This window comes from Nonomuraea coxensis DSM 45129, assembly GCF_019397265.1.
Taxonomy (GTDB): domain Bacteria; phylum Actinomycetota; class Actinomycetes; order Streptosporangiales; family Streptosporangiaceae; genus Nonomuraea; species Nonomuraea coxensis.
In genome coordinates this window covers 4,023,168-4,046,801 of record NZ_CP068985.1, presented here as the reverse complement: position 1 = coordinate 4,046,801, position 23,634 = coordinate 4,023,168, and the positions used below count along the sequence as shown (strand labels likewise).

The 23,634-nt window shown below is 73.9% G+C and carries 19 protein-coding genes; 8 read left to right on the top strand and 11 right to left on the bottom strand.

Going from position 1 to position 23,634, the window contains the following annotated elements; translation table 11 throughout:
* Positions 1 to 5: 5 nt before the first annotated feature.
* The 3 genes from Nocox_RS18905 to Nocox_RS18895 form a co-directional block, all read right to left on the bottom strand.
* Positions 6 to 416 carry a hypothetical protein gene (locus Nocox_RS18905; RefSeq protein WP_157382700.1) on the bottom strand — a complete coding sequence of 137 codons (411 nt, stop codon included), beginning with the start codon at positions 414 to 416 and terminating at the stop codon, positions 6 to 8.
* Positions 417 to 529: 113 nt separating this feature from the next.
* Entirely contained in the window at positions 530 to 1,255 is a 726-nt protein-coding gene (locus Nocox_RS18900) for a response regulator (protein WP_020539838.1), read from the bottom strand.
* Entirely contained in the window at positions 1,252 to 2,643 is a 1,392-nt protein-coding gene (locus tag Nocox_RS18895) for a sensor histidine kinase (protein ID WP_425517778.1), read from the bottom strand. The genes Nocox_RS18900 and Nocox_RS18895 overlap by 4 nt, the downstream gene beginning before the upstream one ends.
* Before the next feature lie 124 nt (positions 2,644 to 2,767).
* Between Nocox_RS18895 and Nocox_RS18890 the strand changes: the two genes are divergently transcribed.
* Positions 2,768 to 3,358: a class I SAM-dependent methyltransferase gene (locus Nocox_RS18890; RefSeq protein WP_020539840.1), complete on the top strand. Its 591-nt coding sequence runs from the start codon at positions 2,768 to 2,770 to the stop codon at positions 3,356 to 3,358.
* A gap of 411 nt (positions 3,359 to 3,769) precedes the next feature.
* Here Nocox_RS18890 and Nocox_RS18885 read toward each other — a convergent pair whose 3' ends face one another.
* From Nocox_RS18885 to Nocox_RS18875, 3 genes are read right to left on the bottom strand one after another with little or no spacing between them, the layout of a single operon-like run.
* The gene (locus tag Nocox_RS18885; RefSeq protein ID WP_020539841.1) at positions 3,770 to 4,567 is read right to left on the bottom strand and encodes an enoyl-CoA hydratase/isomerase family protein; all 798 of its coding nucleotides are present in this window, start codon (positions 4,565 to 4,567) and stop codon (positions 3,770 to 3,772) included.
* Positions 4,568 to 4,580: 13 nt separating this feature from the next.
* Positions 4,581 to 5,498, bottom strand: coding sequence for an alpha/beta hydrolase (locus tag Nocox_RS18880; RefSeq protein WP_020539842.1), 918 nt, complete (start codon positions 5,496 to 5,498; stop codon positions 4,581 to 4,583).
* A 9-nt stretch (positions 5,499 to 5,507) separates the two neighbouring features.
* Positions 5,508 to 6,191: a gamma-glutamyl-gamma-aminobutyrate hydrolase family protein gene (locus Nocox_RS18875; RefSeq protein ID WP_020539843.1), complete on the bottom strand. Its 684-nt coding sequence runs from the start codon at positions 6,189 to 6,191 to the stop codon at positions 5,508 to 5,510.
* A 542-nt stretch (positions 6,192 to 6,733) separates the two neighbouring features.
* Here Nocox_RS18875 and Nocox_RS18870 point away from each other — a divergent pair.
* On the top strand, positions 6,734 to 7,846 hold the full coding sequence (locus Nocox_RS18870; protein ID WP_026213677.1) for a globin domain-containing protein: 1,113 nt from the start codon (positions 6,734 to 6,736) through the stop codon (positions 7,844 to 7,846).
* Positions 7,847 to 7,855: 9 nt separating this feature from the next.
* On the opposite strand, the gene Nocox_RS18865 is transcribed toward Nocox_RS18870, so the two are convergent.
* The gene (locus tag Nocox_RS18865; protein WP_026213678.1) at positions 7,856 to 8,653 is read right to left on the bottom strand and encodes a helix-turn-helix domain-containing protein; all 798 of its coding nucleotides are present in this window, start codon (positions 8,651 to 8,653) and stop codon (positions 7,856 to 7,858) included.
* Between the two features lie 281 nt (positions 8,654 to 8,934).
* Between Nocox_RS18865 and Nocox_RS18860 the strand changes: the two genes are divergently transcribed.
* Positions 8,935 to 10,014, top strand: coding sequence for a WD40/YVTN/BNR-like repeat-containing protein (locus tag Nocox_RS18860; protein WP_026213679.1), 1,080 nt, complete (start codon positions 8,935 to 8,937; stop codon positions 10,012 to 10,014).
* Positions 10,015 to 10,017: 3 nt separating this feature from the next.
* Positions 10,018 to 10,326, top strand: coding sequence for a ubiquitin family protein (locus Nocox_RS18855; RefSeq protein WP_020539848.1), 309 nt, complete (start codon positions 10,018 to 10,020; stop codon positions 10,324 to 10,326).
* A gap of 59 nt (positions 10,327 to 10,385) precedes the next feature.
* Here the strand turns inward: Nocox_RS18855 and thyX are convergent, their stop codons facing one another.
* From thyX to Nocox_RS18840, 3 genes are all read right to left on the bottom strand, one after another.
* Positions 10,386 to 11,168 (bottom strand): FAD-dependent thymidylate synthase, encoded by a 783-nt coding sequence (thyX, locus tag Nocox_RS18850; protein ID WP_020539849.1) that lies wholly within the window; start codon positions 11,166 to 11,168, stop codon positions 10,386 to 10,388.
* Between the two features lie 86 nt (positions 11,169 to 11,254).
* Positions 11,255 to 12,622: an amidohydrolase family protein gene (locus Nocox_RS18845; RefSeq protein ID WP_020539850.1), complete on the bottom strand. Its 1,368-nt coding sequence runs from the start codon at positions 12,620 to 12,622 to the stop codon at positions 11,255 to 11,257.
* 56 nt (positions 12,623 to 12,678) lie between these two features.
* Positions 12,679 to 14,805, bottom strand: a complete 2,127-nt coding sequence (locus Nocox_RS18840; RefSeq protein ID WP_020539851.1) for an anthranilate synthase component I — start codon at positions 14,803 to 14,805, stop codon at positions 12,679 to 12,681.
* Between the two features lie 236 nt (positions 14,806 to 15,041).
* Between Nocox_RS18840 and Nocox_RS18835 the strand changes: the two genes are divergently transcribed.
* The 4 genes from Nocox_RS18835 to Nocox_RS18820 all read left to right on the top strand — a co-directional run bounded on the left by Nocox_RS18835 (position 15,042) and on the right by Nocox_RS18820 (position 22,726).
* Positions 15,042 to 16,484 carry a glycosyltransferase family 39 protein gene (locus Nocox_RS18835; protein ID WP_026213682.1) on the top strand — a complete coding sequence of 481 codons (1,443 nt, stop codon included), beginning with the start codon at positions 15,042 to 15,044 and terminating at the stop codon, positions 16,482 to 16,484.
* Between the two features lie 142 nt (positions 16,485 to 16,626).
* The gene (locus Nocox_RS18830; RefSeq protein ID WP_020539853.1) at positions 16,627 to 20,127 is read left to right on the top strand and encodes a S8 family serine peptidase; all 3,501 of its coding nucleotides are present in this window, start codon (positions 16,627 to 16,629) and stop codon (positions 20,125 to 20,127) included.
* 80 nt (positions 20,128 to 20,207) lie between these two features.
* Positions 20,208 to 21,800 (top strand): CocE/NonD family hydrolase, encoded by a 1,593-nt coding sequence (locus Nocox_RS18825; RefSeq protein WP_033407473.1) that lies wholly within the window; start codon positions 20,208 to 20,210, stop codon positions 21,798 to 21,800.
* Positions 21,782 to 22,726: a helix-turn-helix transcriptional regulator gene (locus tag Nocox_RS18820; protein ID WP_020539855.1), complete on the top strand. Its 945-nt coding sequence runs from the start codon at positions 21,782 to 21,784 to the stop codon at positions 22,724 to 22,726. Before Nocox_RS18825 ends, Nocox_RS18820 begins: the two co-directional genes overlap by 19 nt.
* Here Nocox_RS18820 and Nocox_RS18815 read toward each other — a convergent pair.
* Positions 22,717 to 23,607 carry an SDR family oxidoreductase gene (locus tag Nocox_RS18815; protein ID WP_020539856.1) on the bottom strand — a complete coding sequence of 297 codons (891 nt, stop codon included), beginning with the start codon at positions 23,605 to 23,607 and terminating at the stop codon, positions 22,717 to 22,719. The two genes, Nocox_RS18820 and Nocox_RS18815, sit on opposite strands and share 10 nt — an antisense overlap.
* Between the last annotated feature and the right edge of the window lie 27 nt (positions 23,608 to 23,634).

Below are 23,634 nucleotides of genomic sequence, written 5' to 3'. Positions count from 1 at the left end.
CGAGACTAGCGGCGCCGGGCGGCCGCCGGTGACCACGACCAGATCAGCAGCGCGAGGATCAGCCCGAACAGCATCACGCCGTTCGGCAGGTGCGCCCCCAGGACCGCCCAGGTGAAGTGCTGGGCCATGCCGAGGACGAACAGCGCGAGGCCGGCCAGGGCGGGCCAGCCCGCGCCGCGGCCGGGACGCCAGACGAGCACGGCGAGCACGATCTGCACCAGGGCGACGAGGTGGACCACCATCCCGGCCATCACGTGCGTCTCGGCCAGCGACTCGGTCTCGACCGCCTGCCCGGCGAACGAGGCCGCCACCAGCAGCGCGGCCGCCTGGGCGATGATCGCCACGCGGAGCGCGTACAGCAGGCCGGCGGAGACCTGGGCGGCGGCGGGCCGGTCCATGACCGTGGTTCTTTCCATGTCGGAGGTCCTTTCCGAGGAGGGTCGGTGCGGGACCTCATGGTGGCGACGGCGGCCTCGGGGCGTCGTCAGCCTGCGGGATGAGAACCGGTCCGCCACACGGCGGAGCCGGTTCACGACCGCGGTTCCGGCCACGGCGGAGAGCCCTTCCGAGGCGGGTCGGTGCGGGACCTCGTGCCGGTGACCGGGCGGAAGGAGGCGTCCACCAGGCCGGCGCGGTGGGCGACCACGGCGGCCTGGATGCGGTTGCGCAGCCCCAGCTTGTCCATCGCGGCGGCGATGTGGGTCTTGACCGTCGTCACGCCGACGTGCAGCTCCTCGGCGATCTCGGCGTTGGACAGGCCGGTGCCGACCAGGGCGAGCACCTCCAGCTCCCGCTCGGTCAGCCCGGCGGGCACCGGGGCGGCGGCCTGCTCCTCGGCGGCGAGGAAACGGTCGACGACGCGGCGCAGCACGGACGGCGCGAGGAGCTGCTCCCCGGCGGCGGCCCGGCGCACGGCGTCCACCATCCGCTCCGGCTCGTCGTCCTTGACCAGGAACCCGACCGCTCCGGCGCGCAGCGCGGCGTGGACGTTGGCGTCCTCGGCGAACGTGGTCAGCACGACGATCCTGGTGCCCGGCCGCGCGGCCAGCACCCGCTTGATCGCCTCCAGCCCGTCCACCCGCGGCATGCGCAGGTCCATGAGGACCACGTCGGGCAGGTGCCGCTCGGCCAGGCGGACCGCCTCGGCCCCGTCCTCGGCCTCCCCCACGACCTCCATGTCGCCCGCGGCCTCCAGCAGCATGCGCACGCCCGCCCGGACCAGCGCCTGGTCGTCGGCCACCAGGACGCGGATCACGTGGCGCTCCTCGCCGGCAGGCTCGCGGCCAGCAGCCAGCCGCCCTCGCCGTCGGGGCCGGCGCTCAGGGTGCCGCCGAGGGCGCGTACCCGCTCGCGCATGCCGGCCAGGCCGCGCCCGGAGGACGGCAGACGTTCGATGGCGGTGGGCGGGCGGCCGTTGCGGATCTCCACCGACAGCCCCTCGCCCTCGGGGGCGACGGTGACGCTGACCCGGGTGCCGGGGCCGGCGTGTTTGAGCACGTTCGTGAGTCCTTCCTGGACGATGCGGGCCGCGGACGCGCGGGCGGTGAGGGGGGCCTGGTCGGTGGCGGGGTCGAGGTGGAGGTCCACGACGAGGCCGGCGGCGGCCATGCGCTCGGCCGACTCGCGGACCACGTCGGTGGGGTCGGCCAGCAGGTGCGGCTGGCGCTCGGGCTCGCGCAGCAGGTCGAGCAGGTCGCGCAGGTCCTGCAGCACCTGGTGGCCGGTCTCGCGGATGTCGGTGAGCGCGTCGGCGACCGGGCCGTCGGGCGCGGTGTAGCGGGCGGCGCTGGCCCGCAGCACCATGGCGCCCACGTGGTGGGCGACGATGTCGTGCACGTCGCGGGCGATGCGCTCGCGCTCGGCGAGCTGGTCGGCCCGCACCTGGGCGACGGCCGCGCGGGCGGCCTCCTCGGCGCGCAGCCGCTCGGCGGCCGCGGCGGCCTGCCGCATGCCGAGGTAGCGGCCGATGGCGATGGGCGTGGCGACCAGCATCATGAGCACGCCGGCGCGGAACGGCGTGACCTCGGTGTCCTCGCCGACGACGGCGACGGCCGTCAGCAGGCAGCCGGCGACGTACGCCGCCACCAGCCACCACCACGACGCCACCCGCATGGCGAACACGCCGACGGCGACGAGCGTGAGGATCACGCAGGTGTTGACGGCCTCGTTGAGATAGGTGTCGGCGCACACCAGCAGCACGCCCTGGCCGAGGAGGACCAGCCCGGGCAGCCGCCTGGCCACGCCCAGCGACAGGCCGCCGACCACGGCCAGCAGCCCGACCACCCAGACGGGCTGGCTGCCGGAGTGCCAGGTGGTCCAGGTGCTGAGCACGGTGATGGCCACGCCGCCGGCGGCCAGCAGGGCGTCGGGGGTGACGTCGCGCTCCTCCAGCGGATCCGCCGAGCCGCGCAGGTACGCGCCGAGCACGGCGGGGACGACCGGCAGCAGGACCGAGTACATCCAGCTGTTGACCGTGAGCGCGATGCCGGGGTCGGCGATGTTGACCGCGGTCGCGGCGACGGCGGCCGCCGCAGCCACCGCCGTGCCCCGCCGCCCGGAGCGGAACCCGGCCACGCCGACCGCGACGCAGAGGAGGATCTGCGCGGTGTTGGAGGTGGAGGAACACCGCGCCAACGCATGCACTCACGCTAGCCGCCTGCCGTGAACCGCTGATCCTCCGGTCGAAGGATCCCGCCTCCTCCTACTGGCCGCAGGTACGCCCGGTGGGTGGAGCGGTGTAGAGGGATCTTGGCCGTACTTTCATCGCATGTCCAACGACACCGCACTTTTTCTCGGCCAGTTCCTGCGCTCCCCCGCCGTGATCGGCGCGGTCGCCCCCAGCTCGCGGCGGCTGGCCGCGGCCGTCTGCGCGCCGGTGCCGGAGCGCGGCGAGCCCACGGTCGTCGAGCTGGGGCCGGGCACGGGGCCCTTCACGGCGGAGATCCAGCAGCGGCTGGGCGGGCGCGGCCACCATCTGGCGGTGGAGCTGAACGCGCCGATGGCGCGGCTGCTCGCCGCGCGGTTCCCCCTGGTCGACGTGGCGCACGCGGACGCGGGCCGGCTGGGCGAGCTGCTGCGGGAGCGGGGGCTGAGGCAGGCGGACGTGGTGGTCAGCGGGCTGCCGTGGGCGGCCTTCCCCGAGCGGGCCCAGCGGGACCTGCTGGGGGCGGTGACGGCGGCGATGGGTCAGGGCGCCGCGTTCACCACCTTCTCCTACATCCACGCGATCCCGCTCAGCTCGGCGCGGCGCTTCCGCGCGCTGCTGGCCGAGCGGTTCGAGGAGGTCGTGCCGGGGCGGACGGTGTGGCGCAACGCCCCGCCGGCGTTCGTCTTCCACGCCCGGCGGCCCCGGGCGTGAGCACCAGGGGGTGGGGCGGGGCGCACCCGAGGCGGAGGAAGCTCTGGCTCAACCACCTCACGCCACAGGTGCTCGCCCGCGCGGTGCGCCCGGGGGCCGACCATCCCTGCCTGCCTCGCCTCACCGATCACGCACGGGCCCTGACGTGATCGTGACGGGCGGGCCCGTCGGCAGGGTCTTCGGCGCCGTCCCGGCCCCGGTGGGCGGGTGCGCGGGGCGCCATCGCCTCGGCGGCTCCGGCCCGGGTCGCCCCGGTGCCCGCGTGCGCGCAACCCCCTTCTTCGTCGTCCCGCACGCGGCCGGCTGCCGCCACCTTCCCGGCCCGTCCGCCGGGGCGGCGTTCTCGACCTCGCCGGACGGTCCGTCATTGGCCTGCGCCTACCCGGAGCACGGGGAAGCACACGCCCTTCGTCAGCCGAAGGCCGGCGGGCGCTTCTCCCGCAGGGCGCGCACGCCCTCGGCGACGTCGGGGCCGGTGAAGCCGAGGAACTCCATCGCCAGCGAGGCGTCGAAGGACGGCCCGGCCAGGCGCAGCCAGTTGTTGAGCGCGTACTTGGTCAGCCTGATCGCCTCCTGCGCGCCGGACGCCAGCCGGACGGCAAGCTCCATGGCCCGATCGTGCACCTGGTCGTCGTCGACGCAGACGCTGACCAGCCCCATGCGCTCGGCCTCCTCGCCGGTGACCGGCTCGCACAGCAGCAGGTGGTATTTCGCCTTGGCCAGGCCGCACAGCAGCGGCCAGACGATGGCGGCGTGGTCGCCGGCGGCGACGCCGAGGCGGGTGTGGCCGTCGATGATGCGGGCGGTGCGCCCGGCGACGGAGATGTCGGCGAGCAGCGCCACCGCCAGCCCCGCGCCGACGGCCGGGCCCTGGATCGCGGAGACGATCGGCTTGCCGCAGTTGAGCACGTTGTAGACGATGTCGCGGGCCTCGCCGAACACGCGCAGCCTGGTCGCGTGGTCGGCCATCATCTCCTCGATCATCGACAGGTCGCCGCCGGCGGAGAAGGCCCGGCCCTCGCCCCTGACGAGGACGGCCCGCACGGTGTCGTCGCGGTCGGCGTCGCGCCAGATCTCGGCCAGCTCGCGGTGGGCCGCGGCGTCGACGGCGTTGAGCCGGGACGGCTCGCTGATCGTGACGCGCAGCACGCCGTCGGCCGGGGTGTCGAGGCGCAGCTTCTCGTAGCGGGCGTAGGCGTCGTCCTTCACCGGTGCTCCTTGCTCAAAGGGCCTGCCTGAGCCGGGCGGCCAGGTAGTCGCGGGCCTCGGCGCCCTGGTCGAACAGGCCCGGCAGGGCGGTGAAGCCGTGCAGGGCGCCGTCCCAGCGGCGGCACTCGGCCGGCACGCCGGCCTCGGCCAGGCGGCGGGCGTACGCCTCGCCCTCGTCGCGCAGCACGTCGTACTCGGCGGTCACCACGGTCGCGGGCGGCAGGCCGGCGACGTCGGGCAGCCGCAGCGGCGACAGGCGCGGGTCGGCGGGGTCGGCGCCGCCGGCGTAACAGCGCAGGGACCAGGCCAGCTCGGCGGCCGACAGGGCGTAGCCCTTGGCGTAGTCGCGGTGGCTGGGCAGCTCCATCGCGGCGTCGAGGAGGGGGCAGGCCAGCGCCTGGTGGGCCAGGCGCAGGCCGGCGTCGCGGGCCTGCCAGGCGGCCACGGCGGCGAGGTTGCCGCCCGCGCTCTCGCCGGCGACGGCCACGACGCCGTTGCTCTGGTAGAAGGCGGGCCGGGCGAAGATGTCGCGCACGACCGTCCAGGCGTCGTCGGCCGCCGCGGGGAACGGGTGCTCGGGGGCGAGCCGGTAGCCGGCCGACACCACCACCGCGCCGGTGCGGACGGCGAGGAAGCGGCCCATCGCGTCGGAGCGCTTGACGCTGCCGCCGACGAAGCCGCCGCCGTGGAAGTAGACGACGACCGGCAGCGGCCCGTCGCCGGGGTCGGCGCGGTAGACCCGGATCGGGACGGCCTCGGCCAGCTCGTCGCGGACGAAGGGCAGCGTGGTCAGCGGGCCGCGGTGCAGCACGAACGGGTCGGGGGCCGCGCGGGCGCGCCGGATGTCCTCCAGCGTGCGGGCGTCGTGGCCGGCGCCCTCGTCGGAAGCGACGGTGGCCAGGAAGTCCCGCGCCTGGGGGTGCAGCGGCATGATCGCAGCCTAGCGGGCCGCCTCCATGAACGCATCGAAGAGCCGGGTGTCCCCGCCCCGTTCGGGATGCCACTGCACGCCCACGCCGAAACGGTGTCCCTGCAGCTCGACGCCCTCGACGATCTGGTCCTCGGCCCAGGCGACGGCCAGCAGGCCGGTGCCGAGACGGCGTACGGACTGGTGGTGCGGCGCGACCACCTCGACGCGGTCGCCGACGGCCTTGCCGAGCCTGCTGGTCACGCTCACCTGGATCGTGTGGGCGCCGGGCGCGGCGTGGCGGTCGCTGTCGAGGGAGTCGGGCAGCCACGGGATCAGGCTGCCGCCCTGGGCGACGTTGAGCACGTGCATACCGCGGGCGATGGCGAGGACGGGCACGTCGGCGCGGACGGCGGCACGGGCCAGGGCCAGCTCGAAGCGGTCGCGGTTGGGCTGCGGCTCGGGGACGCGGGCGTCCTGCTCGCCGTTGTAGGCGTCCGCGCCCACCTCGACGCCGCCGGTGAGGACGAGGCCGCTCAGCCCGCGTACGTAGTCCTCCACGGCGTACGAGCTGACCGGCGGCAGGACCACCGGCGCTCCGCCCGCCCGCAGCACCGCCTTGGCGTAGGAGGGAGGCGACAGGACCGCCTCCCTCACCCAGTCGCCCCAGCGGGCGGCCTCGTAGTAGGCGGTGATGCCGATCAGCGGTCGGGACATGCGCTCTCCCGGGGGCAGGATGGAGTCGGTGCCGCCGCCGGCCCGTCGGCGCCGACGGCTTGACGCCCATCATGGCGTACGCGCTTTCCGGTATGTCACTTCTCCGAAAGATCCCACCACATCGGACTTCCGCCTTTCGTCCGCTTCACTGCCGCCTGTCAGGCGACCGCCTCCCGGGCCAGGCGCTCGCGGCGGGCCCGGACCGCGTCCCCGCCGACCGGCTGGAGCTGACGGACCGCGTCTTCACCATGCTCCGCCCGGCGTTCCTGAGCTGAGCCGGCGGCGGGCCTCCGCCTCCACCAAAAAGCGAACACGACTTTTGTTCGCGTTAATTGCCCTCCTCAATACGAGAAAAGCGATCGCGGAGAAATTCGCACCGTATTGCGGCGAAACGGTTGTGACGCGTCAGGCGGGGTGTAAGACTCCTTTGCGAGCGCGTGGCAGCCGGGGCCGGCCGCGCCGCTCGTCACCCGGAGCCGTCAGGGAGGTGGAACGACGAGGACCGGAGCGTTTCTCCGGCCGGCGAAGTGGGGTTGCGTACAATGTCGTTGAATCCGCGCCTGGTAAAAGAGAGTTTCTCCGTCGTCGAGCAGCACGCAGAGCGGGCCACCGCCTATTTCTACGGCCGCTTGTTCGCCGAGAACCCGCATCTGCGCGCCATGTTCCCGCCCGCCATGGACGTCCAGCGCGACCGCCTGTTCGGCGCGCTGGCCCGCATCGTCTGGAGTCTCGACAGTCCCGACGGGCTCGACTCCTACCTGAGTCAGCTCGGCAGGGACCACCGCAAGTACGGAGTCCTCGCCGAGCACTACACCGCCATCGGCAACGCGCTGCTCGCCACGGTCCGCCGCTTCGCGGCCGACAGCTGGGACCACGAGATCGAGGCGGCGTGGGTGTCGGCGTACACCGCCGCGGCCAACTCCATGATCCGGGCGGCCGACGCCGACGTCTCCCCGCCCTGGTGGCCGGCCGACGTCGTCGGCCACGAGCTGCGCCACCGCGACATCGCGGTCATCACGCTGCGGCCGGCGCAGCGGCTGCCGTACCGGCCGGGCCAGTACGTCAACGTGCAGACCGCCCGCTGGCCGCGCGTGTGGCGGACGTTCTCCATCGCCAACGCCCCGCGCCCGGACAACACGATCCAGCTGCACGTGCGCTCGGTCCCCGGCGGCTGGGTGTCGACGGCGCTGACCCGGCACACCGCCGTGGGCGACACGGTCCTGCTGGGCCCGGCCATGGGCACGATGGCGCCGGACGGGCAGACCGGGCGCGACATCCTGTGCGTGGCGGGCGGCACCGGCCTCGCGCCGCTGAAGTCGATCGTCGAGGACGTCATCGCCTCCGGCCGGCGGCCCAACATCCACCTGCTGTACGGCGCCCGCACCGCCGCCGAGCTCTACGACCTGCCCGACCTGCTCAGGATGGCCGCCGCGTTCCCGTCGCTGCGGGTGGTGCCGGTGGTCTCCGGCGACCCGTCCTGGGCGGGGATGAGCGGCGGACTGCCCGAGGTGACGCAGCGCTTCCAGTCCTGGATCGAGCACGACGTGTACGTGTGCGGCCCGCCCGCCATGGTCGGCGAGACCGTGCGCCGCCTGCAGTCCGACGGCGTCCCGCTGTCCCGCATCCACCGGGACGTCCCCCACGCCGTGAGCTGACGGTCCTGATCAGGTGCGGCGGAAGGCCGCGGCGGTCTCCTCGTCGCCCGGCCAGAACGTCTCGATCGCCAGCTCCGACACCGTCACGTCCAGCGGCGTGCCGAACGTCGCGATCGTCGTGAACATCGACAGCACCCGGTCGCCGTGCGCGATACGCAGCGGCACCAGGATGTCGGCCGGTCCTGGCACGTGGGCCACGTTGAGGTCCACGCCGGGATAGGTGTAGCCGGCCAGTTCCTCGTACAGCTCGGCCAGCCGCGGGTCGCCCGAGGTCTCGGCCTGCCGCCGGAGCGGGGGCAGCAGGTGGGCGCGCACCTCCGCCAGGTTGAGCAGCCGCCCGCCCATCGCCTGCGGGTGCAGCGACAGCCGCATCACGTTGACCGGCTCCCGCAGCAGCTCGGCCGGCACCCCGTCCATGAACATCGCGGCCGCCGCGTTGGCGGCCACCAGGTTCCACGCGGCGTCCACCACGACCGCCGGGTACGGCTCGTGCCCGGCGAGGATCCGGTCCAGCGCCTGGCGCACGAGCCCCAGCTCCGGCGCGCGCACCTCCCGCTCGGGGTACATCGGCGCGAAGCCGGCCGCGGTCAGCAGCGCGTTGCGCTGCCGCAGCGGCACCTGCAGCTCCTCGGCCAGCCTCCGCACCATCTCCCTGCTCGGCCGGGCCCGGCCGGTCTCCAGGAAACTGATGTGGCGGGCCGACACCTCGGCCTCGATGGCCAGGTCGAGCTGGCTCACCCGCCGCCGCTGCCGCCACGACCGCAACAACTCACCAAAAGTCTCATCTCGTACGGCTACCGCTCCCATGTCGGAAAACCTACCTTTCCGAGGGAAGCGCCACGATTACCTGTCAGGTAATCAGCGGTCCGGCGAGGCCGGGGCCGGGGACGTGCCGGGGCGAATCCCCCACTGCCCGGAACTTGTCGGTGCCGCGTGGCACGATGGGCGCCAGCCCGCCCATCGAAGTCACGCCCATCAAACCAAGCCACGCGCATCAGAGTCACACCCATCAGAGTCACGCCGCTTCACCCCCGCGCCGCATCCTCCGCTCCCGCTCCGAGACCAGCTCTCACGCCGAAGGAGATCCGATGACTGACGCAGTGCTCGCGATCGGCACCCGCAAGGGCCTGTTCCTCGCCCGTTCCCGCGACGGCGGCCCGTTCGAGGTCGAGCCGATCCAGTTCTCCACGGTGGCGGTCCCGTCGGTCGCCGTCGACACCCGCGCCGCCACCCCCCGGCTGCTGGCCGGCATCGAGTACGGCCATTTCGGCCCGTCCGTCATGTACAGCGACGACCTGGGCCGCACCTGGAGCGAGGCCGAGCGCCCGCCGATCGCCTTCCCCGAGAAGACCGAGGCCACCCTGACCCGGGTGTGGCAGCTCGTGCCCTCCCCCAGCGAGCCCGACGTCGTGTGGGCCGGGGTCGAGCCCGGCGCGCTGTTCCGCTCGGAGGACCGCGGCGTGACCTACCGGATGGTCGAGGGGCTGTGGGAGCACCCGCACCGCCCGCGCTGGGTGCCGGGCGGCGGCGGGCTGTGCCTGCACACGATCGTCTGCCACCCCTCCGACCCCCGGGTCATGGGCGTGGCGATCTCGACGGGCGGCTTCTACCGCACCTCCGACGGCGGGCTGTCCTGGGAGGCGGCCAACCAGGGCATCCGGGCCCCGTTCCTGCCGGAGGGGCAGCAGTACCCCGAGTTCGGGCAGTGCGTGCACAAGGTCGCGCCCGATCCGGCCCGCCCCGGCCGGCTCTACCTCCAGCACCACTTCGGCGTCTACCGCAGCGACGACTTCGGCGGCGCCTGGCACGACATCGGCGCCTCGCTGCCGTCCGACTTTGGCTTCCCCGTCGTCGCCCATCCCGCCCGGCCGGACACGCTCTACGTGCTGCCGCTGCACGCCGACATGGACCGCACGCCGGTCGGCCACCGCTACCGCGTCTACCGCAGCGACGACGCCGGCGGCACCTGGCGGGCGATGGAGCGCGGCCTGCCGGAAGGGCCGGTCCACGCCACCGTGCTGCGCGACGCGATGACCATGTCGGAGGCGGGCCTGTTCTTCGGCACCCGCGACGGCGAGGTGCACTGCTCGCGCGACGACGGCGAGAGCTGGACGACGGTGGCCCGGCATCTGCCCGACGTCCTGACCGTGCGCGCGGCGGTGCTCTGACCCATGGCCGGATCGGTGACGATGGTGGTCTTCGTGCTGCCCAGCACGTTGCGGCGGTGGGTGAGCGGCCGGGCCGAGGTCAAGGTCTTCGCCGTGGGCGCCGACCGGGACTCCCCGCCCACCCTGGGCTCGGCGCTGGAGTCGCTGCGCCGCGCCCATCCGATGCTGGAGGAGCGGCTGCGCGACGAGTACGGGCGCATCCGCCGGCACATCAGCATGTTCGTCTGCGGCGAGAACGCCCGGGGGCTCGGCGGCCTCGACTGCGCCCTCCCTCCGGGCGCGGAGGTCTACGTGCTGCCCGCCCTGTCCTGAACCACCCTGTCCTGAACCGCCCTGTCCTGAACAGCCCCGTCCGGGGCAGGGCGTGCGGGTCAGACCTTGCGCCAGCCGGGGACCCAGGCCCCGTCCTCGACGACGTAGTCGCCGAAGAGGGCGGGGGCCTCCGTGCGCATGAGCTCGCCGATGCGCTGGAACAGCATGCGGATCTCCTCCTCCGCGCCCACGGCGGTGCGCGCCTCGATGGTGTGCCGCAGCGTGCGCACGTTGGCCGTCCACACCAGCCCGGTGGCGACGCCCTCGGGGGCGAACCTGCGCATGAACGAGGTGCGGTGCTTCTTCTCGGAGAACGGCACGCCCTCCTCGTCGAGCCCGAAGTGGCCGGCCATCCAGAGCTGGAACTGCTCAAGCTGCTCCAGCACCGCCGTGGCCCGCTTCATGAGCTCCTCGTCGGCCTGCGCCCACTCGGGGAACCAGAACGGCAGCTCGTCGAGGCGGACGAAACGCAGCGACTCCTGCGAGATGGCCACCCCGGGACGGTGCCGGACGAGCTCGTGGGTGAGCACGCGGCTCACGTTGTGCAGCACGAAGCTGAAGCTGACGTGCTCCAGGACCGAGCCGTGGGCGCTGGCCAGGATGTTGCGCAGGTATTCGTCCTGGTTTTCGCGGATGCGTACGACGTTGGGGTTGAGGCCCGGCTCGAAGGAGCGGTAGCAGAGCCGGCCGGCGAACTCGGCGAGGTTCTGCGCGTCGAGGTCGCCGCGGTCGAGCCGCTCCAGCCAGCTCTCGCCGCCGACCTCGGAGAGGTAGCGGGCCAGCTCGTCGTAGTCGAGCGCCGGACGGGCGACGATGAAGACCTCGGGTTCGACACTGCGCATGTTTTCTGGAGCCCCCCGCTCGTTCCGGTGTTCGGTGACCAGTCATGCATCCAACCAGGTGAGAGGCCGTTTGGGAAACGGGCCGGTCAGAGGCGGTAGACGCGGCGGGCGTTGCCCGAGCCGATCATGTGGGCGACGCGGGCGGCGTCGGCGGCGCTCCACTCGCCCTCGCGGACGCGGGCGGCCAGGGCCGCGCCGAGGGCGCGGCGGTAGTAGAGCGCGCCGAGCAGGCAGCTCTCGGCCAGGCCCCGGGAGCCGGAGCTGAAGAGCAGCTTGTGGAAGGGGGCGAGCTCCAGAAGGTCCTCCATGACGCGGGCCGCGGCGGCGGCGCTGTGCGGCAGGGCGAGGCCGACGTCCACGTAGACGTGGGGGTGGAGGCCGGCGAGGTAGGCGGCCTGGCGGTGGAACGGGTAGCAGCCGAGCAGGATCACCGGCACGCTCAGGGGCTGCAGGGCGGCGATGAACGCGCTCAGCCTGGCCGGGTCGGTGCGGTGCGGGCCGGGCGGCTCCGGCGGCGTCACGAGGCCGCCCAGAAGCAGCTCGGACGCGCTCAGCGCCCGCCCGCCCCCGCCGCTGGGACGCGCAGGGTCGGCGTAGCCGTCGCCCCCGCCACTGGAACGGCCAGAGTCGGTGTGACCGGCTCCCCCGCCGTTCAGACGGGCGGCGTCCGGGTGGCCGAGGGCGCCGTGGAAGCGGGTGGGGTCGGGGTGGGGTGGGACGGGGGCGGTGGAGGTGGGGAAGCCGGTGTGAAGCTGGAGGGGGAGGCCGCGTTCCCTGGCGACGTCCACGGCGCTCCAGAGCAGGTGCCGCAGCAGCACCGGGTCGGTCAGCGGCTCCCTGGGCGCGGCGAGCCGGCGGTTGGCGGCGGCGATCACCGAGCCGCGGCTCGGCCGGGCCGGGTCGAAGTCGAGCCCGCACCGGGTGGCGACGACGGTCTTCAGCCCGACGGCGCGGGCGGCGCGGGCGGACAGCTCCTCGCCCAGGGTGTCGAGGTAGTCGACGGCGAGCGCGGCGCTCTCGGCGACGTCCTGCTCGATCTGCTCGACGCGGACCAGCTCGTCGGCCGCGGCCCCGCCGTGGCGGCCCATCTCGGCGGCCGACAGCAGGCCGAGGTCCTGGGTCCCGGTGTCGACCAGGAACGCGACCACCCCCGCTGCGGCCAGCAGCCGCCGGTTGACCTCGACGGCCCCGAGGTCGGCCCGGCGGGAGAGGTAGACGGCGGGCGGGGCGTGCGGCTCCAGGTCGAGCACGGGCGCGCACCAGCGCCGCACCGCCATCCCGTAAGGGGTGTCGAAGTGGGTGGTCCCGGGCGGCGCCGGGGCCCCGCCCTCGCTGATGAGCAGCTCGAACCGGGCCCGGCCCAGGTCGTCGCGGTGCACGCCGTGGCAGTGGTGGTCCACGAGCGGGGCCAGCAGCGCGTCACGCACCGTGTCGGGCAGATCTACGCAGAGCATGCGGAGACTCTAAGGGAGCCCCGCACGCCCCCGCGGCCGTTTCGTGAGAGCCGGGGTCACCGGCGGCACAGGCGCAGCACGTTCGCGATGACCCTGGCGCCCGCGCCGCCCTCCTGGGTGAGGATCGACTCGGGGTGGAACTGCACGGCGAAGCGGCGCCGCTCGGTGTCCTCGATCGCCATGACGTTGCCGTCGGGCGTGAGCGCGGTGGCCTCGAAGCCGACCACCCCCGGCCGCTTGGCGTGCAGCGAGTGGTAGCGGGCGGCGGTGAACCGCTCGGGCAGGCCGTCGAGCAGGGCGCTGTCGCCGAGGCGGCCGACCTGGCCGCGCTTGCCGTGCTCGGGGTAGCCGAGGAGCTCCAGCGTGCCTCCGGCGTGCTCGACCATGGCCTGCAGCCCGAGGCAGACGCCGAAGACGGGCAGGTCGCGGGCGTAGACCTGGTCGAGCAGGGCGGACATCCCGAAGTCGGACGGCCTGCCGGGGCCGGGCGAGAGCACGACGAGGTCCGGCGCGATGTCGTCGATCATGTGGGGCGGGAAGCCGTGGCGCAGGGTCACGACGTCGGCGCCCTCCTGGCGGAAGTAGTCGGCCAGGGTGTTGACGAAGGAGTCCTCGTGGTCCACGAGCAGCACCTTCATGCCGAGGCCCGGCTGCGGGCGCGGCTCGGCGACCGGGACGGCGCCGGGCTCGTTGACCGCGGCGAGGGCGCCGAGCAGGGCGCTGGCCTTGAGCTCGGTCTCGCGCTCCTCGGCCTCGGGGTCGGAGTCGAACAGCAGCGTGGCCCCGGCGCGTACGGTGGCCACGCCGTTCTTCACCTGGGCGGTGCGCAGGGTGAGGCCGGTGTTCATGGAGCCGTCGAAGCCGATGAAGCCGATGGCGCCGCCGTACCAGCGGCGGGTGGTGGCCTCGTGGTCCTCGATGAACTGCATGGCCCACGTCTTGGGCGCGCCGGTGACGGTGACGGCCCACATGTGGGTGAGGAAGGCGTCGAGGGCGTCGAACTCGGGGCGCAGGCGGCCCTCGATGTGGTCGACGGTGTGGATGAGGCGGGAGTAGAGCTCGATCTGGCGGCGGCCGATGACCTTGACGGTGCCGGGGACGCAGATGCGCGACTTGTCGTTGCGGTCCACGTCGGTGCACATGGTCAGCTCCGACTCCTCCTTCACGCTGGACAGGAGCGTACGGATGGCCTCGGCGTCCTCGACCGGGTTGCTGCCGCGGGCGATCGTGCCGGAGATGGGGCAGGTCTCGACGCGGTCGCCGCTGACCCGGACGTACATCTCGGGCGAGGCGCCGACCAGGTGCTCGCCCTCGCCGAGGCTGATGAGGAACTCGTACGGGGCGGGGTTGCTGCGGCGCAGGGCGCGGTAGAAGCCGGCCGGGTCGGTGCAGGCGGCGTGGAAGACCTGGCCGGGCACCACCTCGAACAGGTCGCCGCGCTTGAACTTCTCCTTGGCGGCGGCGACGACCTTGGCGTAGTCGCCCCTGACGGGGTCGGCGGGCAGTTCGCCGGGCTCGCGGAGGGGCGTGGCGGACCCGGTGCGCTCCATCCCGCGGGTGGTGGCGCCGTCGACGGTGAACTCGTAGCGGTATTCGACGCAGGTCTCGCGCTGGCGGTCGACGACGACGAGCCGGTCCGGCAGGTGGAGCAGCAGGTCGCGCTGGTCGTCGGGGCGGACGAGCTCCTGCCGGATGGGCTCGAACTGGAAGGCCAGGTCGTAGCCGAAGGCGCCGTACAGGCCGAGGTGCGGGTCGTCGCCGCGGAAGGCGGCGATGACCTCGCGGATGGCGGTGAAGACGGTGGGCCGGCGGCTGCGCAGCTCCTCGGGGAGCAGGTCCTCCGACTCGGGGACGTGCACCTCGACGCGGTCGGCGGTCGGCTCGCTGACCGGCTTGCCCGCGGCCAGCAGGCAGGAGGCGACGGCCGGGAGGACGACGCGGCCGCGCTCGTTGAGCGCGGTGGCGGCGATGGTGCGGCCCCGGGCGACCAGTTCGAGGCACGGGTCGACGTAGCCGAAGGCCCATCGGCTGTAGCGGCCCGGATAGTCCATGCCCGAGGAGAAGGCGCCGCCGCGGCGCTCCCCCAGGGCGGTCACGATCTCTTCGAGCGCCGCCTCGTCGACCTCGTGGGCCTCGCGCTCGACGCCGATCCCCCCGGCGGTGGTATATCCGCTCGTCTCCACTTGCTGCCCCTTATCACGTGAAATGATCGAGCCCCGGGGGCGGACACGAGAAAGGCCGCCATCCGGGGCGGCCGTCCATGAGGAATGCGAAACTCGCGCCGCCTAGGAGCGGCGCCACCACTGGAGCTGAGCGCTGTTTCGCATGCCGACAGGTTAACCCCCCCGACCAAGATCGCGCAACGCGACCACGCCGCGGTCGTGACAAACGACGCGCGGAGGATCTAGCTTGGGCGTCCATGGAGCGGCCCTTGGCGTGGCGGTCGGTCACGGTGGTCGCGGTGCTGCTGTTCGGGGTGCTGCTGGCGCTGAGCCCTTCCTACGGCTACCACCGCGACGAGCTGTACTTCCGGGTGTTGTCCGAGCATCCCGGCTGGGGATACGTGGACCAGCCGCCGTTGACGCCGTTGCTGGCCGGGGCGGGCATCCGGCTGTTCGGTGACACGATCACGGGCATCCGGGTGTTCCCGGCGCTGGCCATGGCGGTCCTGGTGTGGCTGGTGGCGCTCATCGCGCGCGAGCTGGACGGCTCCAGGGCGGCCCAGACGCTGGCGGCGGCGGGCACGGCGACGGGGGCGTACACCCTCATCGCCGGGCACTCGCTGCTGACGCTCAGCTTCGACCTGCCGCTGTGGGCGGCGGCGATCCTGTTCCTGCTGAGGGCGCTGCTGCGGGAGGGGGAGCCGCGCTGGTGGCTGGCCGCGGGGGCGGTGATCGGGCTGGCCACCTACAACAAGCACCTCATCGCGCTGCTGGTGCTGGGCCTGGCGGCCGGGCTGGCGGCCGTGGGGCCGCGGCGGGTGCTCGCGAGCCCGTGGCTGTGGGCGGGCGGCCTGCTGGCGCTCGCGCTGGCCGTGCCGAACCTGATCTACCAGGTGGCCAACGACTGGCCGCAGCTCAGTATGGCGGCGGCGCTCAGCGCGGACAAGGGCGCGGAGCAGCGCATGCTGTTCGTGCCGATGCAGCTCACGCTGTTCGGGCCGGCGGTGTCGGTGATCGCGGCTTTCGGGTTCGTGCGGCTGTGGCGGGACCGGCGGGTGCGGGCGCTGGCGGTGGCCTATCCGGTGGCCGCGGCGCTGACGCTGATCGCCGGCGGGCGTTTCGACTACACCGGCGGGCTGGTGCTGCTGCTGTTCGCGGCGGGCTGCGTGTCGGCCGCCGCGGCGGCCCGCGGGGTGCGGCTGGCGGCGGGTGCGGGCCTGGCGTTCAGCGGGCTGCTGTCGGCCCTGCTGGCGCTGCCGCTGGTGCCGGTGGCGGAGCTCGCGGAGACGCCGGTGCCGGTGCTCAACGAGGTGGCGCGCGAGTCGGTCGGCTGGCCGGAGTTCGTGGCGGCCGCGCAGAGCGCGCGCGCCGCGGTCCCGCCGGCCGAGCAGGCGACGGCGATGGTGTTCACCGGCAGCTACGGCGAGCACGGGGCGCTGGTGCGGGCCGGGGTGCCGCGTGTGTACTCGGCGCACAACCACCTCTGGCTGTTCGGCCCGCCGCCGGACACCGCCACCACGGCGGTGCTGGTGAACGTGGGGCCGCGGATCCGCGGGCAGTTCGGGACGTGCGAGCCGCGGGCCACGGTCGGCAACCGGGCCGGCGTGGACAACGAGGAGCAGGGGCTCACGGTGTGGCTCTGCCGGGACCTGCGTACCCCGTGGTCGGTCAGCTGGCCGCGCTGGCGGCATTTCAGCTGACCCGTTTCGGCACGGCCCCCTTTACGGCTGACCGAATTTCCTTTCTCTCTGTCATGTCACGGTTTACGACAAGTCTTGCTTTCCCGACATGCGCGCTTCACTCTTTCCGACAGAGGCGGAAAGATCACGTGAAGGAGAGCGTGTGCTCATCACCCCCCGCAGGCGGGCGGCCCTGGCCGGGCTCGTCGCCGCCGCCCTGTTATCCCCGCAGGCGTTGTTCCCGCAGGCCGCGGCCGCGGCCGAGCCCGGCAAGATCGACGGCGCCGTCCAGGCGGCGCTGGAGCAGGACGGCAAGGCCACCTTCTGGGTCCGGGTTAAGGGGGCCGCCGACCTGAGCGGCGCCCGCCGGGCCACCACCAAGCAGGCCAAGGCCGAGCTGGTCGTCGAGGCCAAGACCGAGCGCGCGGAGACGGCCCAGCAGGGCCTGCGCAAGCTGCTGGACGCCCGCTCGGCCGACTACACCTCGTACTGGATCGTCAACGCGGTGCGGGTCACCGCCGACGAGAAGCTGGCCTCGGAGATCGCCAAGCTGCCCGAGGTCGAGGCCATCGCCCCGGTGCGCACGCTCAGCCTGCCCAAGCCGGCCGAGGGCGCGGCCGAGGCGCGGGTGAACGCGGTCGAGTGGAACATCGACCGGATCGGCGCCCCGCGCGTGTGGAGCGAGACGGGCAACAGGGGCGAGGGCGTCGTCGTCGCCACGATCGACTCCGGCGCCCAGTTCGACCACCCCGAGCTGGCCGCGAGCTACCGGGGCAGGAACCCGGACGGCACCGTGACGCACGACTACAACTGGTTCGACCCGGCCCGGGTCTGCCCGACGTCGGCGCCGTGCGACAACAACGGCCACGGCACGCACGTCATGGGCACCATGGTCGGCGCGAACGGCATCGGCGTCGCCCCCGGCGCCCGCTGGATCGCCGCCAAGGGCTGCGAGCTGAACACGTGCACGGACGCCTCGCTGCTGGCCGCCGGGCAGTGGATCCTCGCGCCCACCGACGCCTCGGGGCGGAACCCGCGCCCCGACCTCGCGCCGGACATCGTCAACAACTCCTGGGGCGGCGACGGCTACGACCCGTGGTACAAGGAGACGGTCGAGGCGTGGGTGGCGGCCGGCATCTTCCCGGCCTTCGCCAACGGCAACGAGGGCCCGGCCTGCGACACCTCCGGCTCCCCCGGCCAGTACGTCATCAGCTACAGCGCGGGCGGCTTCGACGTCGACAACGCCGTGTACGCCCGCTCCAGCAAGGGCGAGGGCGAGGGCGGCGAGACCAAGCCGAACATCTCCGCGCCCGCCGTCAACGTGCGCTCCTCCACCCCCGGCGGCACCTACGACAGCTACACCGGCACCTCGATGGCCTCGCCGCACGTGGCGGCCACGGTGGCGCTGATCTGGTCGGCCTCGCCCGCGCTGCAGGGCGACGTGGCGAACACCCGGCCGCTGCTCGACTCGACCGCGGTGGACGTCGACGACACGAGCTGCGGCGGCACCGCGGCCGACAACAACGTCTGGGGCGAGGGCAGGCTCGACGCGTACGCGGCCGTCAACGCCGCGCCGAGGGGCGAGACCGGCGACCTCAGCGGCACGGTCACCTCCGGCGGCGCGCCGCTGGCCGGGGCCACGGTCACCGTGACCGGGGCGGTGACCCGCACGGTCACCACCGGCGCGGACGGCGCGTACGCGATCCCGCGCCTGCTGGCGGGCGACTACGAGCTGACCGCGACCAAGTTCGGCTACGACACGGCGACCGTCCGGGTGACGATCGCCGCCGGGCAGAGCGCCACCGCGGACGTGCCGATGACCCGCAAGGCCGGCGGCACGGTGTCCGGCACGGTCAGCACGGCGGGCACGCCCGAGGCGGGCGCGAGCGTCGCCGCGCGCGGCACGCCGGTGAGCGCCGTCACCGACGCGGCCGGCCGCTACAGCCTGGAGCTGCCGGAGGGCGACTACGAGCTGGCCGTCACCCCGGCCTCCCGCTGCTCCAGCCCGGCGACCGCGGCGGTCACCGTGTCCGGTGACGTCACCAAGGACATCGAGCTGCCGCTGCGCGGCGACGGGTTCGGCTACACCTGCAAGGGCGGGGCGCAGCCGTACGTGGCCGGGACCGAGAAGCTGGCGCTGACGGGCGACGACGAGGCCGCGCAGGTGACGCTGCCGTTCCCGGTGCCGTTCTACGGGGCGGGCCAGAGCCGGGCGTGGATCGCCACGAACGGGTTCCTCACCTTCGCCGACGCCCGGGTGTCCACGGCGAGCAACGGCACCCTGCCCACCACCTCGACGCCGAACCACGCGGTCTACCCGTACTGGGACGACCTGATCGTGGACGCGCAGGGCGGGGTGTACACGGCGGTGACGGGCACGGCCCCGCACCGGGCGTTCGTGGTGGAGTGGCGCAACGTCACCTTCTACAACGCCACCGCGCAGCGGATCTCGTTCGCGGCGCTGCTGGGCGAGGACGGCTCGATCTCCTTCCGCTACAAGGACCTCGACAGCGAGCGCGCCCGGGGCACCAGCGCCACGGTCGGCATCGAGAACGCGACCGGCACGGACGCGATGCGCTACTCCTACGAGGAGGCGGCGCTCGCCTCCGGGCAGGGCGTGACGTTCACCGCGAGCCGGCACGGCCTGGTGACGGGCGCGGTCACCGACGCCAACGACGGCGACCCGATCGCGGGGGCGACGGTCAAGGTGGGCGACGTGGCGACGTTCACGACGGGCGCGGACGGCTCCTTCTACGGGCAGGTGCTGGCCGGCGACTACGAGGTGACGGTGTCCAAGGAGCACTACGGCACCTTCACCAGGGCGGTCTCGATCGCGCCCGCCTCGGTGACCCGGCTCGACACGAAGCTGGTGACCGGGCGGGTGAGCGCGTCGGCGGCGGAGCTGACCGTGGTCATGCCAGCCGGGTCCACCCGTACGCGGACGCTGACGCTCACCAACCTCGGCTCGCCGACGCCGTACACGGTGACGGGCGAGACGTGGGCGGCGGTGACGCCCGCGGCCGGTGAGCTGGCCACCGGGCAGCAGGTGACGCTCAAGGTGACGGTCTCCAGCGACGGGGTCGCGGCTGGCACGGTGCGCGCCGGCAAGGTCCTGGTGAAGTCGGCGAGCGGGCGGCAGCCCACCATCGAGATCGCGGTCAAGGTCGTGGTGCCGAAGCTCCAGGTGGCGGTCGACGTCGGCGGGTCGAAGGCCGCGACCGACGCCGCCGGGGACGCCTGGACGCCCGACCGCAGGTACGCCCAGGGCTCCCACGGCTACGTCGCCACCTCCAGCAGGACGCTGAGCACGACCAGGACCATCGCGGGGACGACGGACCAGGCGCTGTTCAGGTCCGCCCGCGAGGGCATGCTGGAGTACCGCTTCGACGGGGTGCCGGCCGGGACGTACACGGTGGAGCTGGACTTCGCCGAGATCAAGAACACGCAGATCGGCAGGCGCGTGTTCGACGTGCTGGTCGAGGGGCAGCTCGCGATCCCGGCGCTGGACCTGGCGCTGGAGTCGGGCGCCTACACGGCCGTGGCCAGGCAGTACACGGTCCGGGTGGACGACGGGCAGCTCAACGTGCGCTTCGCGACGCGGGTGGGGTCGCCGGTCGTGAACGCGATCCGGATCTCCGAGCGGCCCGACCGCACGGCTCCCTGACGGTGCTCCCGGGCCGGTCCCTCCCGGGGGGCCGGCCCGGGGCTACCGCGGCCGGACCGACGTATGTTACTGAGTAGTACATGAGACGTGTCCGGCTCCAGCGCGACCTGCCGGTCCCGATGCCCGACGGCGTGCGGCTGCTGGCCGACCACTACGCCCCGGCCGGGACGGGGCGGGCACCCGTCGTCCTCGTCCGCTCGCCGTACGGGCGGCGCGGCCTGTTCGGGCTCATGTACGGCCGCGGGTTCGCCCGTCAGGGCCTCCATGTCGTCATCCAGAGCTGCCGGGGCGGCTTCGGCTCGGGCGGCACCCTGGACCCGCTCGGCGACGAGCACGACGACGGCCTGGCCACCATCGCCTGGCTGCGCGAGCAGCCCTGGTACGGCGGCTCGTTCGCCATGTTCGGCCCCTCCTACCTCGGCTACACGCAGTGGGCCGTCGCCCCCTACGCCGGGCCGGAGCTGAAGGCGATGGCGACGCAGATCACCGCCTCCCAGTTCCGCGACGCCGCCTACGTGGGGGGCGCGTTCGCGCTGGAGTCGGCGCTGAGCTGGACCACGCTCACCGACGGCATGTCGCGCCGGCTCGGCGGGGCCGCGGTGCTGACGGCGCCGCGCTCGACCCGCCGCGCGGTGCTGTCGGGGCGGCCGGTGGCCGAGCTGGACCTGCTGTCGGCGGGGCACCCGCTGCCGTTCTTCCAGGACCTGGTGGCCCATCACGCCGATCCGGCCGTCCCGTACTGGGACAAGCGCGATTTCTCCCCCAAGGTGGGCGAGGTGGACGCGGCCGTCACCATGCTGGGCGGCTGGTACGACGTCTTCCTGCCCTGGCAGCTCCAGGACTACGCGGCGCTGCGCCGGGCGGGCCGCCGGCCGTACCTGACGATCGGCCCTTGGTACCACATCGACGCCCGGCACGCCCGCCCCACCATGATCGAGACGTCGGCGTGGTTCCGCGCGCACCTGCTGGGCGATCCTTCGCTGCTGCGGCCCGACCCGGTGCGCCTCTACGTGACGGGCGCGGAGGAGTGGCGCGACTACCCCGACTGGCCGGTGCCGGGGATGCGCGAGCGGCGCTGGCACCTGCAGCACGGCTTCGGCCTCGGCGAGGACGGCCCCCAGGAGGCCGATCCCGACCGCTTCCGCTACGACCCGGCCCGCCCGACCCCGGTCATCGGCGGGCCCGTGCTGCTCGGCGACTCCCGCCCGCGCGACCAGCGCCGGCTGGAGCAGCGCCGCGACGTGCTGGTCTACAGCTCGCCCGCGCTGCGCGCGGACGTGGAGATGATCGGCCCGGTACGCGCCGAGTTGTTCGTCCGCTCCAGCACCCCGTACGTTGACGTCGTGGTGAGGGTGTGCGACGTGGCGCCGGACGGGCGCTCGCTCAACGTGTGCGAAGGGGTGCGCCGCCTCGGCCCGGGGGGACAGGGCCCGGGGCCGGAGGGCGTGCGGCGGGCCGAGGTCGGCCTGTGGCCGATCGCACACCGGTTCCGGCGCGGCCACCGCCTCCGGGTGCACGTGGCCGCCGGGGCGTACCCGACGATCGCCCGCAACCCCGGCACCGGCGATCCGCTGGCCGCGGGCGGGCCGATGGTGCCCGCCGACGTCGAGGTCTTCCACTCCCCCGGGCTGCCCTCCGCCGTGGTGCTGCCGCTGTGCGCGCCGCGCGGCTGATGTCGCTGGTCCTGCTGCTGCAGGGCCGGGGCGGGATGACGGCGGCGGAGCTGGCGAAGGAGCTGGAGGTCTCGGAGCGGACCGTGCACCGCGACGTGCTCGCGCTCGCCGAGGCGGGCGTGCCGGTCTACGCCGACCGGGGGCGCGGCGGCGGCTACCGGCTCCTGGACGGCTACCGCACCCGGCTGACCGGGCTCGACCGGGCCGAGGCCGAGGCGCTGTTCCTGTCGGGGGTGCCGGCCGCGCTGCGCGAGATGGGGCTGCAGGACGTGGCGGCCACCGCCCGGCTGAAGGCCGCCGCGGCGCTCTCCCCCGGGCTGCGCGACGCCCCCGCGACCGCCGCGCAGCGCTTCCACCTGGACGCGCCCGGCTGGTTCGCCGGGGACGCGCCGCCGCCGCCCGCCCTGTCCGCGCTGGCCAGGGCGGTGTGGAACGACCGGCGGGTGCGGGCCCGCTACAAGGACCGGCCGCGCGTGCTGGAGCCGTACGGGCTGGTGCTCAAGGCCGGGGCCTGGTATCTCGCGGCCCGGCTCGGCAGCCGCTTCCTCATCTTCCGCGTGCACCGGTTCGGCGAGGTGGACGTGCTGCCCGAGACCTTCGACCGCGAGCCCGGCTTCGACCTGGCCGCGTTCTGGGCGGAGCGGTCGGCCGAGTTCAGCCGCTCGCTGCTGCGCGAGGAGATCACGCTGCGGCTCAGCGAGCGCGGGCGGCGGATCCTGCGGCACGTCGCCGATCCGGCCGCGCTGGCGGACGCGCTCGCCTCGCTCGCGCCCGACGGCACCGTGCGGCTGGCGGTGGAGTCGCTGGAGGTGGCCTTCTCACAGGTGCTGAGGTTCGGGCCGGAGGCGGAGGTGCTGGAGCCGCCGGAGCTGCGGGCGATGGTCGCCGACGCCGCCGCCCGCACCGCCGCGATCTATCAGCGGTAGCCCGCGGGGTCCGCCTCCTTCCCCTGCTCCAGGACCTCGGTGATGAACCGCCACACCTGGGGGCGGCTGCCGTCCACGTCGGTGAAGCCGTACGCCTCGGCCAGCTCGCCGCTGGTCACCGAGCGGCCCGACCAGCGGCTCCGGTCCGGGTCGGCGGCGAGCGCGGCGACGGCGCGGCCGGCGTAGGCGGGCGTCTCGGACACCATCCAGGCCGGGTCGGCCTTCGCCTCCCGCCAGGTCTCCTCCGTGACGCCGAAGTTGTCGAGCATGGCCTCCGAGCGCAGGAAGCCGGGCGTGATCGCCACGCCCGTGCCGCCGTGCGGGCGCAGCTCGTTCGACCAGGCGTACGCCAGCCGGTTCACCGCCACCTTGGCCAGGTCGTAGTAGACGTTGCCCCGGTAGCGGGTCTGGTTGAACTCCCAGGTGCCGTCGGTGACCTCGACGACCAGCCCGCCCTCGTGCCTGACGAGCAGCGGCAGCAGGAACCTGGCGGTGACGAGGTGGGTCTCGACGGCCAGCCGCAGCAGCCGCAGCCCGTCGTCCAGGTCGTGCTCCCAGACGGGGGTGTCCCACTTCCACAGGTGGTCGCCGCCCCAGATGTCGTTGACCAGCACGTCGAGCCGCCCCTGCTCGCGTTCGACCCGCTCGGCCAGCGCCGCCACCCGTTCGTGGTCCAGGTGGTCGGCGGGCACCGCGACGCCGGTGCCGCCGGCCGCGGTGACCAGTTCGGCGGTCTCCTCGACGGTCTCCGGCCGGTCGATCTCCGAGCGTGCCGCGCGCGTGCTGCGCCCCGTGCAGTAGACGGTCGCGCCGATCTCCCCGAGCGCGACCGCGATTCCTCGTCCCGTTCCGCGGGTGGCCCCCGCTACCACAGCGATCATGTGCCGAGCCTGCCGCCCAAAGAGGAC